This is a genomic window from Pseudomonas sp. Pf153, assembly GCF_001269775.1.
Lineage (GTDB): Bacteria > Pseudomonadota > Gammaproteobacteria > Pseudomonadales > Pseudomonadaceae > Aquipseudomonas > Aquipseudomonas uvaldensis.
Window position 1 is genome coordinate 353,731 of the sequence record NZ_LHVL01000018.1, and the last position, 15,963, is coordinate 369,693.

Annotated in this window: 14 protein-coding genes and 1 pseudogene; 11 read left to right on the forward strand and 4 right to left on the reverse strand. The window is 59.6% G+C overall.

Going from position 1 to position 15,963, the window contains the following annotated elements; all coding sequences use genetic code 11:
- Positions 1-27 precede the first annotated feature (27 nt).
- The 4 genes from lon to AD666_RS13770 all read right to left on the reverse strand — a co-directional run bounded on the left by lon (position 28) and on the right by AD666_RS13770 (position 6,104).
- Positions 28-2,442, reverse strand: coding sequence for an endopeptidase La (lon, locus tag AD666_RS13755; RefSeq protein WP_053152591.1), 2,415 nt, complete (start codon positions 2,440-2,442; stop codon positions 28-30).
- 163 nt (positions 2,443-2,605) lie between these two features.
- Entirely contained in the window at positions 2,606-3,919 is a 1,314-nt protein-coding gene (locus AD666_RS13760; RefSeq protein ID WP_053152593.1) for an MFS transporter, read from the reverse strand.
- A 118-nt stretch (positions 3,920-4,037) separates the two neighbouring features.
- Positions 4,038-5,279, reverse strand: a complete 1,242-nt coding sequence (locus tag AD666_RS13765; protein ID WP_053152595.1) for a transporter associated domain-containing protein — start codon at positions 5,277-5,279, stop codon at positions 4,038-4,040.
- Between the two features lie 12 nt (positions 5,280-5,291).
- Positions 5,292-6,104, reverse strand: coding sequence for an inner membrane protein YpjD (locus AD666_RS13770; protein ID WP_053152597.1), 813 nt, complete (start codon positions 6,102-6,104; stop codon positions 5,292-5,294).
- A 203-nt stretch (positions 6,105-6,307) separates the two neighbouring features.
- Between AD666_RS13770 and ffh the strand changes: the two genes are divergently transcribed.
- The 11 genes and pseudogenes from ffh (at position 6,308) to thrC (ending at position 15,888) form a co-directional block, all read left to right on the forward strand.
- Entirely contained in the window at positions 6,308-7,684 is a 1,377-nt protein-coding gene (ffh, locus tag AD666_RS13775) for a signal recognition particle protein (RefSeq protein ID WP_053152599.1), read from the forward strand.
- Positions 7,685-7,914: 230 nt separating this feature from the next.
- Positions 7,915-8,166, forward strand: a complete 252-nt coding sequence (gene rpsP, locus AD666_RS13780; protein WP_007927680.1) for a 30S ribosomal protein S16 — start codon at positions 7,915-7,917, stop codon at positions 8,164-8,166.
- A gap of 5 nt (positions 8,167-8,171) precedes the next feature.
- Entirely contained in the window at positions 8,172-8,708 is a 537-nt protein-coding gene (gene rimM / locus AD666_RS13785; protein WP_053152601.1) for a ribosome maturation factor RimM, read from the forward strand.
- On the forward strand, positions 8,690-9,499 hold the full coding sequence (gene trmD / locus AD666_RS13790; RefSeq protein WP_172679629.1) for a tRNA (guanosine(37)-N1)-methyltransferase TrmD: 810 nt from the start codon (positions 8,690-8,692) through the stop codon (positions 9,497-9,499). The genes rimM and trmD overlap by 19 nt, the downstream gene beginning before the upstream one ends.
- Before the next feature lie 9 nt (positions 9,500-9,508).
- On the forward strand, positions 9,509-9,859 hold the full coding sequence (rplS, locus tag AD666_RS13795) for a 50S ribosomal protein L19 (protein WP_003175895.1): 351 nt from the start codon (positions 9,509-9,511) through the stop codon (positions 9,857-9,859).
- A gap of 134 nt (positions 9,860-9,993) precedes the next feature.
- Positions 9,994-10,890, forward strand: a complete 897-nt coding sequence (xerD, locus tag AD666_RS13800) for a site-specific tyrosine recombinase XerD (RefSeq protein ID WP_053152603.1) — start codon at positions 9,994-9,996, stop codon at positions 10,888-10,890.
- A 295-nt stretch (positions 10,891-11,185) separates the two neighbouring features.
- Entirely contained in the window at positions 11,186-11,704 is a 519-nt protein-coding gene (locus AD666_RS26040; protein ID WP_082339780.1) for an RICIN domain-containing protein, read from the forward strand.
- Positions 11,705-11,807: 103 nt separating this feature from the next.
- Positions 11,808-11,990: pseudogene (locus AD666_RS26045) on the forward strand (tyrosine-type recombinase/integrase); the annotation flags it as partial.
- A 215-nt stretch (positions 11,991-12,205) separates the two neighbouring features.
- On the forward strand, positions 12,206-12,937 hold the full coding sequence (locus tag AD666_RS13810; RefSeq protein WP_053152607.1) for a DsbC family protein: 732 nt from the start codon (positions 12,206-12,208) through the stop codon (positions 12,935-12,937).
- Between the two features lie 132 nt (positions 12,938-13,069).
- Positions 13,070-14,374, forward strand: coding sequence for a homoserine dehydrogenase (locus AD666_RS13815; RefSeq protein ID WP_053152609.1), 1,305 nt, complete (start codon positions 13,070-13,072; stop codon positions 14,372-14,374).
- 104 nt (positions 14,375-14,478) lie between these two features.
- A complete protein-coding gene (gene thrC, locus AD666_RS13820; protein ID WP_053152611.1) occupies positions 14,479-15,888 on the forward strand; it encodes a threonine synthase in 1,410 nt (469 codons plus the stop codon).
- Positions 15,889-15,963: the final 75 nt, after the last annotated feature.

The following is a 15,963-nucleotide window of genomic DNA, read 5'->3' on the forward strand; positions in this document are numbered from 1 at the left end:
GAGGCCGGTACAGCGTCTATAAAACCCTCAGAACAACACCTTCGCCACATCCGCAAACCGCTTGGCAAAATGCACCGTGACACCTTCCTTGAGGTAGTCCGGCAGTTCTTCGAAGTTGCCCCGGTTGGCTTCGGGCAGGATCAGCTCGAAGATTTTCTGCCGTCGCGCCGCGATCACTTTTTCCCGCACGCCGCCAATCGGCAGCACGTGCCCGGTGAGAGTGAGTTCGCCGGTCATGGCGACGCTTTTCTTCGGTGGCTGGTTGCGGGCCAGGGACAGCAGTGCGCTGGCCATGGTCACGCCGGCGCTCGGGCCATCCTTGGGAGTAGCGCCTTCCGGTACATGCAAGTGCACGAACGCCTCGTCGAAGAACTTCGGGTCACCGCCGAACTGCTTCAGGTGCGAGCTGACGTAGCTGTGGGCGATCTCCGCCGATTCCTTCATCACCTCTCCCAGTTGCCCGGTGAGCTTGAAGCCACGATTGAGGGTATGGATGCGTGTCGCTTCGATGGGCAACGTGGCGCCGCCCATGCTGGTCCAGGCCAGGCCGGTGATCACTCCAACGCCGGACAACACTTGTTCGTTGCGAAACACCGGCTTGCCCAGGGAGGCCTCGAGGTCTTTCGGCCCGAGCTTGATGACCGCCTTGGGATCTTCAATCAGCTTCATCACCGCCTTGCGCACCAGCTTGCCTAATTGCTTCTCCAACTGGCGCACCCCGGCTTCACGGGCATAACCGTCGATCAGGGTCTTGAGGGCGCTGTCGCTGATAGTCAGACTGCCCTTGGATACGCCGGCCTTGGCCAACTGCTTGGGCCAGAGATGGCGCTTGGCGATGGCGACTTTTTCCTCGGTGATGTAGCCGGACAGGCGAATCACTTCCATCCGATCCAGCAGCGGGCCGGGGATCGAGTCCAGAGTGTTGGCGGTGCACACGAACAACACCTTGGACAGGTCCAGGCGCATGTCCAGATAATGGTCGAGGAATTCGACGTTCTGCTCCGGGTCGAGGGTTTCCAGCAAGGCCGAGGCCGGGTCGCCCTGGTAGCTCTGGCCCATCTTGTCGATCTCGTCGAGCATGATCACCGGGTTCATCACCTCTACGTCCTTGAGGGCCTGCACCAGCTTGCCCGGCTGGGCGCCGATGTAGGTACGGCGATGACCCTTGATCTCGGCTTCGTCGCGCATGCCGCCGACGCTGAAACGGTAGAACGGCCGGCCGAGGGATTCGGCGATGGACTTCCCCACGCTGGTCTTGCCCACGCCCGGCGGGCCCACCAGCAACACGATGGAACCGCTGATCTCACCCTTGTAGGCACCCACGGCGAGGAATTCCAGGATGCGGTCCTTGATGTCGTCCAGGCCGGCATGGTGCTGGTCGAGGACCTTGCGAGCATGCTTGAGGTCGAGCTTGTCCTGGCCGTAGACGCCCCACGGCACCGAGGTGGCCCAATCCAGGTAGTTACGGGTAACGGCGTATTCCGGTGAGCCGGTCTCCAGGATCGACAGCTTGGTCATTTCCTCATCGATGCGTTTTTTGGCCTGGGCCGGCAGCACCCTGCCCTCCAGGCGTTGCTCGAACTGTTCGAGGTCGGCGCTGCGGTCGTCCTTGGTCAGCCCCAGTTCCTGCTGGATGACCTTGAGCTGCTCCTTGAGGAAGAACTGGCGCTGATGTTCGCCGATCTTGCTGTTGACCTCGGCGGAGATCTCTTTTTGCAGCCGCGCGACTTCCACTTCCTTGCGCAGCATCGGCAGGACTTTTTCCATGCGCTTGAGCATGGGGACGCAGTCGAGTACTTCCTGCAATTCATTGCCGGTGGCGGAGGTGAGGGCGGCGGCAAAGTCGGTCAAGGGCGAGGGATCGTTGGGACTGAAGCGGTTGAGGTAGTTCTTCAGTTCTTCGCTGTACAACGGATTGAGCGGCAGCAGCTCCTTGATCGCGTTGATCAACGCCATGCCGTAGGCCTTGACCTCGTCGGTCGGCTCGCTCGGCTGGTGCGGGTACTCGACTTCCACCAGGTACGGCGGGCGATGATGTTTGAGCCAGGTACGGATGCGCACGCGGGTCAGGCCCTGGGCAACGAATTGCAGTTTGCCCGCTTCGCGGCTGGCATGGTGCACCTTGACCAGGGTGCCGTACAGCGGCAGCGCCGAGGTGTCGAAATGACGCGGGTCTTCCTGGGGCGTGTCCATGAAGAACAGCGCCAGGGAATGATGTTCGGACTTGGCCACCAGTTCCAGGGTCTCGGCCCAGGGCTCTTCATTGACGATGACCGGCAGGACCTGGGCCGGGAAGAACGGGCGATTGTGGATGGGAATGATGTAGACCTTGTCCGGCAGGCTCTGGCCGGGCAGCGCCAGGCCGGTGCCGGAAACGGTGTGTTCGATGTGTTCGGAATCCGCGTAGTCGTTCGTGGCTTCAGTAGAGTGCTGGTCGCTCATGGGGCACCTGCGCAATGGAATATGCGTCTTAGATGGGGCAGGTAGAGGACGGTTTCAATGGGCGGGGACTGTTAGCGATTATTTCATTGGAAGGTGTTCAGGTTTGTGACAGGTTTGGCGACAGGGGGGGGTGGCGAGGGGTGGGCCCCTCGCCACGCGGGTTTCAGGCGATCTGGTTCAAATCGTTATGGCGGGTTTCCTTCAGGCACAGCACGGCGATCACGCTCAGCAACGCTGCCGCCGACACATAGCCGCCGACATAGCTCAAGCCGCCCATCGCCACCAGCTTCTGGGCGAAGAACGGTGCGGCCGAGGCACCGACGATGCCGCCCAGGTTATAAGCCGCCGAGGCGCCGGTATAACGCACATGGGTGGGAAACAGCTCTGGCAGTAGAGCGCCCATGGGGGCAAAGGTCACGCCCATCAGGAACAGCTCGATGCACAGGAACAGGGCGACACCCCAGGTCGAACCGTGAGTCAGCAGCGGCTCCATGAGAAATCCCGAGGCAATCGCCAGCACCCCTCCGACGATCAGTACCGGTTTGCGACCCAAGCGATCGCTGGCCCAGGCCGACAATGGCGTGGCGGCGGCCATGAACAGCACGGCAAAGCAAAGCAAGGCGAGGAACGTCTCGCGGCTGTAGCCAAGGGTGGCTACGCCATAGCTCAACGAGAACACGGTGGAGATATAGAACAACGCATAGCACACCACCATCGCCGCCGCGCCCAGCAGTGTCGGGGCCCAGTATTGGCTGAACAGTTCCACCAACGGCACTTTCACCCGTTCCTGGCGAGCCATGGCCTTGGCAAAGACCGGTGTTTCATGGAGCTTGAGGCGCACGTAGAGGCCGACGATCACCAACACGGCGCTGAGCAGGAATGGAATGCGCCAGCCCCAGGAGCGGAACTGTTCGTCGTCCAGACCCATGGCCAGGCTCAGGAACAGCCCGTTGGCCGCCAGGAAACCGATGGAGGGGCCCAGTTGAGGAAACATGCCGAACCAGGCCCGCTTGCCCTTGGGGGCATTCTCGGTGGCGAGCAGCGCGGCGCCGCCCCATTCACCACCCAGCCCCAACCCCTGGCCGAAGCGCAGCAGACACAACAGGATCGGTGCCCAGGCGCCGATGCTGGCGTAGCCGGGCAGCACGCCGATGAGGGTGGTGCAGATGCCCATTAACAACAGAGAGGCCACCAGGGTGGATTTGCGCCCGATCCGATCGCCAAAATGGCCGAACAGCGCCGAACCCAGCGGCCGTGCGAGAAAGGCGATGCCGAAGGTCAGGAAGGACGACAGCATCTGTGCCGTACCCGACGTCTGCGGGAAGAACACCGGCCCGATCACCAGGGCCGCAGCCGTGGCATACACGTAGAAGTCATAGAATTCGATGGCCGTGCCGATGAAGCTTGCAGTCGCCACGCGGGTGGTGGAGTTCGTCGGCTGGGCCGCCGCGGTGTCGTTGAGGGTAGTGGTCGTCATGCAGTTATCCCTGACAGTCATGTGCTCCGTTGGAGCGATTTATTATTGTTGAACGCTTTGGGGAAGACCTGAATGCTGCAGAAGCAGGGCTTGTTCCCGCAGTGATTCTATCCAGAACTCAGGCGACGCTTGGCACCGACCCGTTATGCCACATCAGCACCTGGCTGACACGATTGTCCACAGTTTCGATGATTTCCAGCCGGTAGCGACCGATCTTCAGGCATACCGGGCTTTCGGGGATGGTTTCCAGCGCTTCGGTCACCAGCCCGTTGAGTGTCTTGGGACCGTCGCAGGGTAAGTGCCAACCGAGGGCTCTGTTCAATTCACGGATCGACGCCGCGCCATCGATCATCAGACGCCCATCGGGCTGGGGATGAACGTGCGGGTTGTCGAGGTTGTGCTCGTTTTCGAACTCGCCGACGATCTCTTCAAGGATGTCTTCCAGGGTAACGATGCCCAGCACCTCGCCATATTCATCCACCACCATGCCCAGGCGTCGCTGTTGCTTGTGGAAGTTCAGCAGTTGCAGCTGCAGCGGCGTGCTTTCGGGTACGAAGTAAGGTTCGTGGCAGGCGGCGAGCAACGCTTCCTTGGTCAGGCTTGCGTCCGCCAGCAAATGGCGGACCTGGCGGGTGTTGAGCACCGCTTCGACCTGGTTGATGTCACTGTGGAAGACCGGCAACCGGGTTCGACGGTTCAGCAGCAGTTGTTCGATGATTTCCTCGATGGGGTCATCGAGGTTGATGCCGTCGACTTCGCTGCGGGGCACCAGGATGTCGTTGACGGTGATGTTGTCCAGGGCATGGATGCCGGGAGCCCCGTGGGGGCGTCCTGTGCCATGTTCATGTTCCTGTTCGGTACGCGGCGGCGTCGGCATTTCGTCGTCGCTTTGCTGCACGACGACAGCCTTGCGGGAAAAGGGGCGCAGCAGCAATTTGCTGAGGCCGTCCAACAACCAGGCGAGCGGATAGACCATTTTCAAGGGCACGCCCAGCAAGGCGTTGCCCAATGCCAGTACCGCATCGGGGTGACGGGTGGCCAGGATGCGCGGCAGGTAATCGGCAAAGACCAGCAGCATCGCACCGCTGGCGAGCCACGCGACCCACGGGCCGTTTTCCAGCCAGGTGAAAATACCCAGCAAGGTGCAGATCACCACCGCCAGGGTGCGGCACAGGGTATTGCACAGGATCAGGCTGGTCAGGGGAAAGCTCAGTCTCGCCGACGGTTTATCGCCGGCACGCGAAGCCCTGCGTTTGGCCAGCAGGTGCTGCCGGGCAGCTTCGATGGCGGTGAACAGGGCTGACCAGAGGATCAGCACCACCAGTACGGCCAACAGCGGCCCCGCGGGCAACCTATCCATCAGCGCCGTCCGTCAGATATGCAGGATGTATTCACGGACCAGTTTGCTGCCGAAATACGCCAGCATCAGCAGGCAGAAACCGGCCAGGGTCCAGCGAATGGCTTTATGGCCGCGCCAGCCGAGACGGTTGCGGCCCCAGAGCAGCACGCTGAACACCACCCAGGCCAGGCAGGCCAGCAGAGTCTTGTGCACCAGGTGCTGGGCGAACAGATTCTCGACGAACAGCCAGCCGGAGATCAGCGACAGCGAGAGCAGGGTCCAGCCGGCCCAGAGGAAACCGAACAGCAGACTCTCCATGGTCTGCAGGGGCGGGAAATTGCGGATCAGCCCGGACGGATGCTTGTGCTTGAGCTGGTGGTCCTGTACGAGCAACAGCAAGGCTTGGAACACCGCGATGGTAAATAATCCATAGGCCAGGATCGACAGCAGGATATGAGCCAGGATCCCCGGCTCCTCATCGATGATCTGGACCGTACCCGATGGCGCGAACTGCGCCAGCAGCACCGTGGCCAGCCCCAGCGGGAACAGCAGCACGAGCAGGTTTTCCACCGGGATGCGCGAGCAGGCCAGCAGCGTCAGGCCGATCACGGCCACGGCGATCAGGCTGGCGGCATTGAAAAAGTCCAGGCCCAGGCCGATCGGCGTCATCAGATGGGTATAAAGGCTGGCCGCGTGGCCGAACACCGCCAACACGCCGAGCGTGACCAGCAGGCGCTTGTTCGCCCTGGCGCCGGAGGCCAGGCGGGTGCCTTGGTAAAGGGTCGCAGCGGCATAAAGGCAGGCGGCGGCGAGGGAGGCAAGCAAGCTGGGTGACAAGGGGAGCATAAATCCTGTTAGGCAGGCCCGAAAGTCGCTGAGTTTGGCATAGAACCCATACCGTACGAAAGACCACCGGAGTCACCAGGTGTACGCCGCACGCTTCTTCGCTATAATCCGCGACCTGCCCACGCCGCAGGCTCGCCGAGCACATTTTTTCACGGTCTGGGCCGCCATTATCCCGGCCTCATCCGGGCCTGAAAGGATCGCGCATGTTTGAAAACCTAACCGACCGTCTCTCGCAGACGCTGCGCCATGTCACCGGCAAGGCGAAACTGACCGAGGACAACATCAAAGACACCTTGCGCGAAGTGCGCATGGCGTTGCTTGAGGCCGACGTCGCCCTGCCAGTGGTCAAGGACTTCGTCAATTCGGTCAAGGAACGCGCCGTCGGCACCGAGGTGTCACGCAGCCTGACGCCGGGCCAGGCGTTCGTGAAGATCGTCCAGGCTGAACTCGAAAGCCTGATGGGCGCTGCCAACGAAGACCTGAACCTGAGCGCCGTGCCGCCAGCGGTGGTGTTGATGGCCGGCCTGCAGGGCGCGGGCAAGACCACCACTGCCGGCAAGCTGGCGCGCCTGCTCAAGGAGCGCAAGAAGAAGTCAGTGATGGTGGTGTCGGCGGACGTTTATCGTCCGGCGGCGATCAAGCAGCTGGAAACCCTGGCCAACGACATCGGCGTGACGTTCTTCCCGTCCGACCTGAGCCAGAAGCCGGTGGACATCGCCCAGGCGGCTATCAAGGAAGCGAAGCTCAAGTTCATCGACGTGGTCATCGTCGATACCGCCGGTCGCCTGCACATCGATGAAGAGATGATGGGCGAGATCAAGGCACTGCACGCCGCGGTCAATCCGGTGGAAACCCTCTTCGTGGTCGACGCCATGACCGGCCAGGATGCGGCCAACACCGCCAAGGCGTTCGGTGACGCGCTGCCGCTCACCGGTGTAATCCTGACCAAGGTCGACGGTGACGCCCGTGGCGGTGCTGCGCTGTCGGTGCGCGCCATCACCGGCAAACCGATCAAGTTCATTGGTATGGGCGAGAAGAGCGAAGCGCTCGAACCGTTCCACCCCGAGCGTATCGCGTCGCGCATCCTGGGCATGGGCGACGTGCTCAGCCTGATCGAGCAGGCCGAACAGACCCTCGACAAGGAAAAGGCCGACAAACTGGCCAAGAAGCTGAAGAAGGGCAAGGGCTTCGACCTCGAGGATTTCCGCGACCAGCTGCAACAAATGAAGAACATGGGCGGCCTCGGCGGCCTCATGGACAAGCTGCCGAGCATCGGTGGCGTGAACCTGGCGCAGATGGGCAACGCCCAGAGCGCGGCCGAAAAGCAGTTCAAACAGATGGAAGCCATCATCAACTCCATGACCCCGGCCGAGCGCCGCGACCCTGACCTGATCAGCGGCTCGCGCAAGCGTCGGATCGCCATGGGCTCCGGTACCCAGGTGCAGGATATCGGTCGCTTGATCAAGCAGCACAAGCAGATGCAGAAGATGATGAAGAAATTCTCCGCCAAGGGCGGGATGGCCAAGATGATGCGCGGCATGGGCGGTATGTTGCCCGGCGGCGGCATGCCCAAGCTGTAACCAATCCCAGGCGCCGGCAATCCTGCCGGCGTTGCCCGCGGGGACGCGGGATCTCCAGCCGACCCGTCTCCGGCGGGCGCTGAACGTGGCAGATCTGAATGGCAGGCCGGCACTCGCCGGAAAAAGTCATTTGCAAAAGTCTGGATATTCCTTAGAATATGCGGCCTTTCGGGCACCCATGCCCGCTGTGCATTTAGATTTGCAGCACCGACTACAGGAACGATGTTCACATGCTAACAATCCGTCTTGCCCTTGGCGGCTCCAAAAAGCGCCCGTTTTACCACCTGACCGTAACCGACAGCCGCAACCCGCGTGACGGTTCCCACAAAGAGCAGGTTGGTTTCTTCAACCCTATCGCCCGTGGTCAGGAAGTTCGTCTGTCCGTGAACCAAGAGCGCGTTGCCTACTGGCTGAGCGTTGGTGCACAACCTTCTGAGCGTGTTGCTCAGTTGTTGAAGGAATCGGCTAAGGCTGCGGCCTGAGCAATATGAACGCGACGCCAAAAGATGCTGATGATCTGATCGTTGTCGGCAAAATCTATTCTGTACATGGCGTTCGCGGCGAAGTGAAGGTTTATTCCTTTACTGATCCGATCAAGAACCTGTTGAACTACAAGGCCTGGACGCTCAAGCGCGAAGGCAGCGTGAAACAGGTTGAGCTGGTCAGCGGACGCGGGAACGACAAGTTCCTGGTCGCGAAGCTCAAGGGTCTCGATGATCGCGAAGAAGCACGTCTTCTGGCCGGTTATGAGATCTGCGTGCCGCGCAACCTGTTCCCTGAACTGACCGACGGCGAGTACTACTGGTACCAGCTGGTGGGTCTGAAGGTCATCGACCAACTCGGGCAACTGCTCGGGAAAATCGATCACCTGCTCGAGACCGGTTCGAACGATGTCATGGTGGTCAAGCCTTGCGTCGGCAGCCTGGATGATCGCGAGCGCCTGTTGCCCTATACCGGGCAGTGCGTGTTGGCCGTCGACCTGGAGGCAGGCGAGATGAAGGTGGAATGGGATGCGGATTTCTGAACGTGGCCAATTTGCGCGTTGAAGTCATCACGCTGTTTCCCGAGATGTTTTCCGCCATCAGCGAGTACGGCATAACCAGCCGCGCGGTGAAACAGGAGCTCTTGCAGCTGACCTGTTGGAATCCGCGGGACTACACCACGGATCGGCATCACACTGTGGACGATCGCCCGTTTGGCGGTGGTCCGGGCATGGTGATGAAGATCAAGCCCCTGGAAGATGCACTGGTTCAGGCCAGGGCGGCAGCCGGGGTGGGTGCGAAGGTGATCTACCTGTCGCCCCAAGGCCGTCAGCTGACTCAGTCGGCGGTACGCGAACTGGCGAATTCGGATGCATTGATCCTGATTGCCGGTCGTTATGAAGGCATTGACGAGCGTTTCATTGAAGCTCATGTCGATGAAGAGTGGTCGATTGGTGACTATGTACTGTCTGGCGGCGAGCTGCCGGCGATGGTCCTGATCGATGCGGTTACACGACTGCTGCCTGGAGCTTTAGGGCATGCGGATTCCGCTGAGGAAGATTCCTTTACGGATGGTCTGCTGGATTGCCCGCATTACACCCGACCGGAGGTGTATGCGGATCAGCGTGTTCCCGACGTGTTGCTGAGTGGCAACCACGCGCACATCCGGCGTTGGCGTTTACAGCAGTCCCTTGGTCGGACCTGGGAACGACGCGCCGATCTTCTGGAAAGCCGCTCGCTTTCTGGAGAAGAGAAGAAGCTGCTCGAGGAATATATCCACGAGCGGGACGATAGTTCACAACGTATCGATGGTAAGTCCAAAGACTTGCCTTAGGAGCACAGCATGACCAACAAAATCATTCTTGCACTCGAAGCAGAGCAGATGACCAAAGAAATCCCTACCTTTGCCCCAGGCGACACCATCGTCGTTCAGGTGAAAGTGAAGGAAGGTGACCGTTCCCGTCTGCAGGCATTCGAAGGCGTCGTTATCGCCAAGCGCAACCGTGGCGTGAACAGTGCTTTCACCGTTCGTAAAATCTCCAACGGTGTTGGTGTAGAGCGTACTTTCCAGACCTACAGCCCGCAAATCGACAGCATGGCTGTCAAGCGTCGCGGTGACGTGCGTAAAGCCAAGCTGTACTACCTGCGCGACCTGTCCGGTAAAGCAGCACGCATCAAGGAAAAACTGGCTTAAGTCCAGCGTCCGATGCAAAAAAAAAGCAGCCTGCGGGCTGCTTTTTTGTTGCCTGGAGTTTGGTCTTTGAGCACCCTGCATACTTTCGCTTTCCATTCCGGTGCGTGCGCGCCACCAGTCCTTCATGAGTGTCTATGCCTGCGATCGATCACCCCCTGATAGACCAGTTTCTCGATGCCCTTTGGCTGGAGAAGGGCTTGTCGGATAACACCCGAGGTGCCTATCGCAGCGACCTGGCGTTGTTCAATGGCTGGTTGCAGGAAAGAAACCTGGAGCTGGCCCATGCCGGGCGGGAGTTGATCCTCGATCATTTGTCGTGGCGCCTGGAGCAAAACTACAAACCCCGCTCGACCGCACGATTTCTCTCCGGCCTGCGTGGGTTCTATCGCTACCTGCTGCGGGAAAAGCTCATCGCGGTCGACCCGACCCTGCGGGTGGAAATGCCGCAATTGGGGCGTCCGCTGCCTAAATCCTTGTCCGAAGCCGACGTGGAGGCCCTGCTGGCGGCACCGGATCTCAGCGAAGCCATCGGCCAGCGTGATCGGGCCATGCTGGAGGTGTTATATGCCTGTGGCCTGCGGGTCACCGAGTTGGTCAGCCTGACGCTGGAACAGGTCAACCTGCGCCAGGGGGTGCTGCGGGTGATGGGCAAGGGCAGCAAGGAGCGCCTGGTGCCGATGGGTGAAGAGGCGATTGTATGGGTGGAGCGTTACCTGCGTGATGGCCGCAATGAGCTGCTGGCCGGGCGCCCCAGCGATGTCTTGTTCCCCAGCCGTAACGGCGAGCAGATGACCCGCCAGACGTTCTGGCACCGTATCAAGCACCAAGCCAAAGTGGCCGGGATCGGCAAGTCCCTTTCGCCCCATACCCTGCGTCATGCTTTCGCCACGCATCTGCTCAACCACGGTGCCGACCTGCGGGTGGTGCAGATGCTGTTGGGTCATAGCGACCTGTCCACTACCCAGATCTACACCCATGTCGCCCGGGCGCGGCTGCAGGACCTGCACGCGAAGCATCATCCGCGTGGCTGAAGCTGTTGTTACACAAGCTTACTTTGAGTGGGCGATCACACGCTCTGTCGAATTGGTGGGTTACCAAACGGTTATTAAGTGAAGTTGCCGTATTCCAAGAACTCATCTCGCTATTCGTAATTCATCTATGGGCCTGTAAGTTCTGACAGTAGACCGGTTCGGCAAGACTGGTAAAAATATTCAGCAACGGCTCTATAAATATGTTTCCCCCGGTATTGAACACTGCGTGGGGCCACTTCGGGAGAGGGTGGCTCGGGGAGGGCCCCTGCCACACGACGACCTCAGGAGATTTATCATGCGAGATAAAACCGCTCAGGATAACGATGAAGCCTCTGAACGGAAATACGGCGATGACCAGAAGCCTGAGGCAAAAGTAACAGTAGAGGGGCTTTATAAAATTGCGACAAATTTAAATCACGGTCTTACTATCCAAATGGATACGAATAGTATGGCCGAGCCACGGATAGTCACTCTATGGCCTGACAATAATACTCTTCAAAATTTATGGCGTATTACATACGAAGCCGAGTACAGCGCACACATAATTACAAATCAACATAATGTAAGGGAACGATCTCTCTTTGTGGCCGATGAGTATGATGTATTTGCAGCAGTACGCCCAATTCTTTTTCGACCACAACATTTTTGGGATTTTGATACAGCGGGCTCTGGCTTGTATGTTATTAAAAATCAATATAATGGTCGCGTTCTGGATGTCCGTGGTTCCAATACAGGAATTGGTACGCGTATTATCGCCTGGCCCTATAAGGGAACGACAAATCAGGTATTTAAATTAGTACGAATGGGAAGTTAAGTGCGAAAGGTAACATTGCTTTCGTTAGCGATCACAATAGCGGCGCAGAGCTTCGGCGTGATAGCTCTGGTCGCCGGCAACCGCTGGCAGCGTTTATGGGGCGGCCGCGCAGGGGACCCATAAATCCCTCTCGGCCCACCCCTTGCGCCATGCCTTCGCCACGCACCTGCTGAACCACGGCGCCGATCTGCACGTGGTGCAGATGTTGCTCGGCCATAGCGACCTGTCCACTACTCAGATCTACACCCGTGTCGCCCGGGCGCGGTTGCAGGATCTGCACGCCAAGAGCTGTGAGAGCTTTTGCTGCCTTGAAAAAGAATGGCTAAATAAATCACCCAAGACAGTTGCTCCCACAGTAAAGCGCTCGCCAATGCCTTGTATCACCGGCATTCGGTCACGCCAGCCTTATGTGGTAGGCTTGGGCGGTTTGCACAGTGGGCGGCTGGGACCCGATTTTGCCTTGGCGTTCCCCCGTCCCATTTGTCCGCCTCAGGAGTCCTCATGCGCTTGATCCATATGTTCACCGCTGCCGCCCTTGCGCTGGCCAGCACCTTCGCTATCGCCGACGATGCGGCCGACAAGGCTATTCGCAAGAGCCTGGAGAACCTTGAGCTCGAAGTACCGATCGAAGCCATCTCCGCCAGCCCCATGTCCGGCCTGTATGAGGTCAAGCTCAAGGGCAGTCGTGTGCTCTACGCCAGCGCCGACGGTCAGTACATCGTTCAGGGCAACCTGTTCGAGCTCAAGGACGGCAAGCCGGTCAATCTGACGGAGCTCACCGAGCGCCAGGGCATTTCCAAGCTGATCAACGGCATCCCGGTGGCCGAAACCGTGGTGTATCCGGCAGTGGGCGAGACCAAGTCCCACATCACCGTGTTCACCGACACCACTTGCCCGTATTGCCACAAGCTGCACGCCGAAGTACCGGAGTTGAACAAGCGTGGCATTGAAGTGCGCTATGTCGCGTTTCCGCGCCAGGGCCTGGGGTCGCCAGGCGATGAGCAGTTGCAGGCGGTATGGTGTTCCAAGGACAAGAAAGCGGCCATGGACAAGATGGTCGATGGCAAGGAGATCAAATCCGCCAAATGCGAAAACCCGGTCTCCAAGCAGTTTGCACTCGGTCAGTCAATAGGTGTGAACGGTACACCGGCAATTGTTTTGGCCGACGGTCAGGTAATTCCGGGCTACCAGCCGGCGCCACAAGTCGCCAAACTGGCTCTTGGCGCGAAATGAGCATGAACGATCCGCTGTTGAAGATCACGGCTCGGCGAAAATCTTCGTCGGGCCGTTAAACACAAAGTCGCGTAGCTGCGCGGCTGTATTTCACGGCCGACCTTGTGTCGGCCGTTTCATGGGGAGTCAAGAGTGAATCCGGTCAAAGTAGGCATCTGTGGGTTAGGTACCGTCGGTGGCGGCACCTTCAACGTACTTCAGCGCAACGCCGAGGAAATTGCTCGTCGTGCCGGGCGTGGGATTCAAGTGGCACAAATTGCCATGCGCACGCCAAAGCCTCAGTTCCAGACGACCGGTATTGCGATTACCAACGATGTCTTCGAAGTGGCCACGAACCCTGAGATCGACATCGTCATAGAGCTGTTGGGCGGCTATACCGTTGCCCGCGAGCTGGTACTCAAGGCCATCGACAATGGCAAGCATGTGGTCACCGCGAATAAGGCGCTTATCGCTGTTCACGGTAATGAAATTTTCGCCAAGGCTCGCGAGAAAGGCGTAATTGTAGCTTTCGAAGCCGCCGTGGCCGGTGGTATTCCGGTCATCAAGGCGATCCGCGAAGGCCTCTCGGCCAACCGGATCAACTGGGTTGCCGGCATCATCAACGGCACCGGTAACTTCATCCTCACCGAGATGCGCGAGAAGGGGCGCACCTTCGAGGACGTACTCGCCGAAGCCCAGGCTCTGGGCTACGCAGAGGCGGACCCGACATTCGACGTGGAAGGCATCGACGCGGCGCACAAACTGACGATCCTGGCATCCATCGCGTTCGGCATTCCGTTGCAGTTCGACAAAGCCTACACCGAAGGTATCGCCCGGCTGACCACCGCCGACGTGAATTATGCCGAAGCCTTGGGCTATCGCATCAAGCATCTGGGCGTGGCGCGCAGCATCGCCAGCGGCATCGAACTGCGCGTGCACCCGACGCTGATCCCGGCCGACCGCCTGATCGCCAACGTCAACGGCGTGATGAACGCGGTGATGGTCAACGGCGATGCGTCCGGCTCGACATTGTTTTACGGTGCAGGTGCCGGCATGGAACCGACCGCTTCTTCGGTGGTGGCCGACCTCGTGGACGTGGTTCGCGCCATGACCTCGGATCCGGAAAACCGTGTGCCACACCTGGCCTTCCAGCCAGACTCGCTGTCGGCTCACCCGATTCTTCCGATAGAAGCGTGCGAAAGCTCCTACTATTTGCGTATCCAGGCCAAGGATCATCCGGGCGTATTGGCGCAAGTGGCGAGTATTCTTTCGGAGCGTGGTATCAACATCGAGTCGATCATGCAGAAGGAAGTCGAGGAGCACGACGGCCTGGTGCCGATGATTCTGCTGACCCACCGTGTGGTCGAGCAGCGCATCAACGACGCGATCGCTGCGCTGGAAGCACTCCAGGGCGTGGTGGGGCCAGTGGTCCGCATCCGCGTTGAGCATCTGAATTAATCAAAGCTGCAAGCCCCAGGCGGCAAGCTGCAAGTAAGAGCCGATCGGTTTTAACTTGAAGCTTGCAGCTTGAGGCTCGAAGCTCAAACCAAAGGTTTGCCCTTATGCGCTATATCAGCACCCGCGGCCAGGCACCGGCCCTGAATTTCGAAGATGTCCTGCTGGCTGGCCTGGCCACGGACGGCGGCCTCTATGTGCCGGAAAACCTGCCACGTTTCACCCAGGAGGAAATCGCTTCCTGGGCGGGCCTGCCGTACCACGAACTGGCCTTCCGGGTCATGCGCCCGTTCGTCGCCGGCAGCATCCCGGATGCCGATTTCAAGAAAATCCTGGAAGAGACTTATGGCGTCTTTTCTCATAACGCCATTGCGCCGTTGCGTCAGCTCAACGGTAACGAATGGGTGATGGAACTGTTCCACGGTCCAACCCTGGCGTTCAAGGATTTCGCCCTGCAACTGCTCGGTCGCCTGCTGGACTACGTGCTGCAAAAGCGTGGCGAGCGTGTGGTGATTATCGGCGCAACCTCTGGCGACACCGGTTCGGCCGCCATCGAAGGCTGCAAGCGGTGCGAGAACGTCGATATCTTCATCCTGCACCCGCACAACCGGGTTTCGGAAGTCCAGCGTCGTCAGATGACAACGATCTTCGGCGAAAACATCCACAACATCGCCATCGAAGGTAATTTCGACGACTGCCAGGAGATGGTCAAGGCCAGTTTCGCCGACCAGGGCTTCCTCAAGGGCACACGCCTGGTGGCGGTGAACTCGATCAACTGGGCGCGGATCATGGCCCAGATCGTCTACTACTTCCATGCGGCCCTGCAACTGGGCGGCCCGGCTCGTTCGGTTTCGTTCTCGGTGCCTACCGGCAACTTCGGTGATATTTTCGCCGGCTACCTGGCTCGCAACATGGGCCTGCCGATCAATCAGCTGATCGTCGCCACCAACCGCAACGATATCCTGCACCGCTTCATGAGCGGTAACCAGTACGTCAAGGAAACCTTGCACGCCACGCTGTCGCCGTCCATGGACATCATGGTGTCGTCGAACTTCGAACGCCTGCTGTTCGACCTGCATGGACGCAACGGTGCGGCGATTGCCGGCCTCATGGACAGCTTCAGGCAGGGCGGCGGCTTCAGCGTCGAGCCCGAGCGCTGGACTGAGGCCCGCAAGCTGTTCGACTCCCTGGCCGTGGATGACGCGCAGACCTGCGAAACCATCGCCGAGGTATTCGAGCAATCCGGCGAACTGCTCGATCCGCACACGGCCATCGGCGTGAAGGCTGCCCGCGAGTGCCGTCGCAGCCTGGACATTCCGATGGTGGTGCTGGGCACCGCTCACCCGGTCAAGTTCCCGGACGCGGTGGAGAAAGCAGGCGTAGGAAAAGCGCTTGAACTACCTGCACATCTTTCTGATTTGTTTGAGCGAGAAGAGCGCTGCACCGTGCTGCCTAACGACTTGAAAGCCGTGCAGGCCTTTGTCAGCCAGCATGGCAACCGTGGCAAGCCACTCTGACCGCTGAAACCTGTCACATTTTGAAGCCCGTCTCCTGACGGGCTTTCTTGTTTCTGCATGCCAAACTGATCGGGT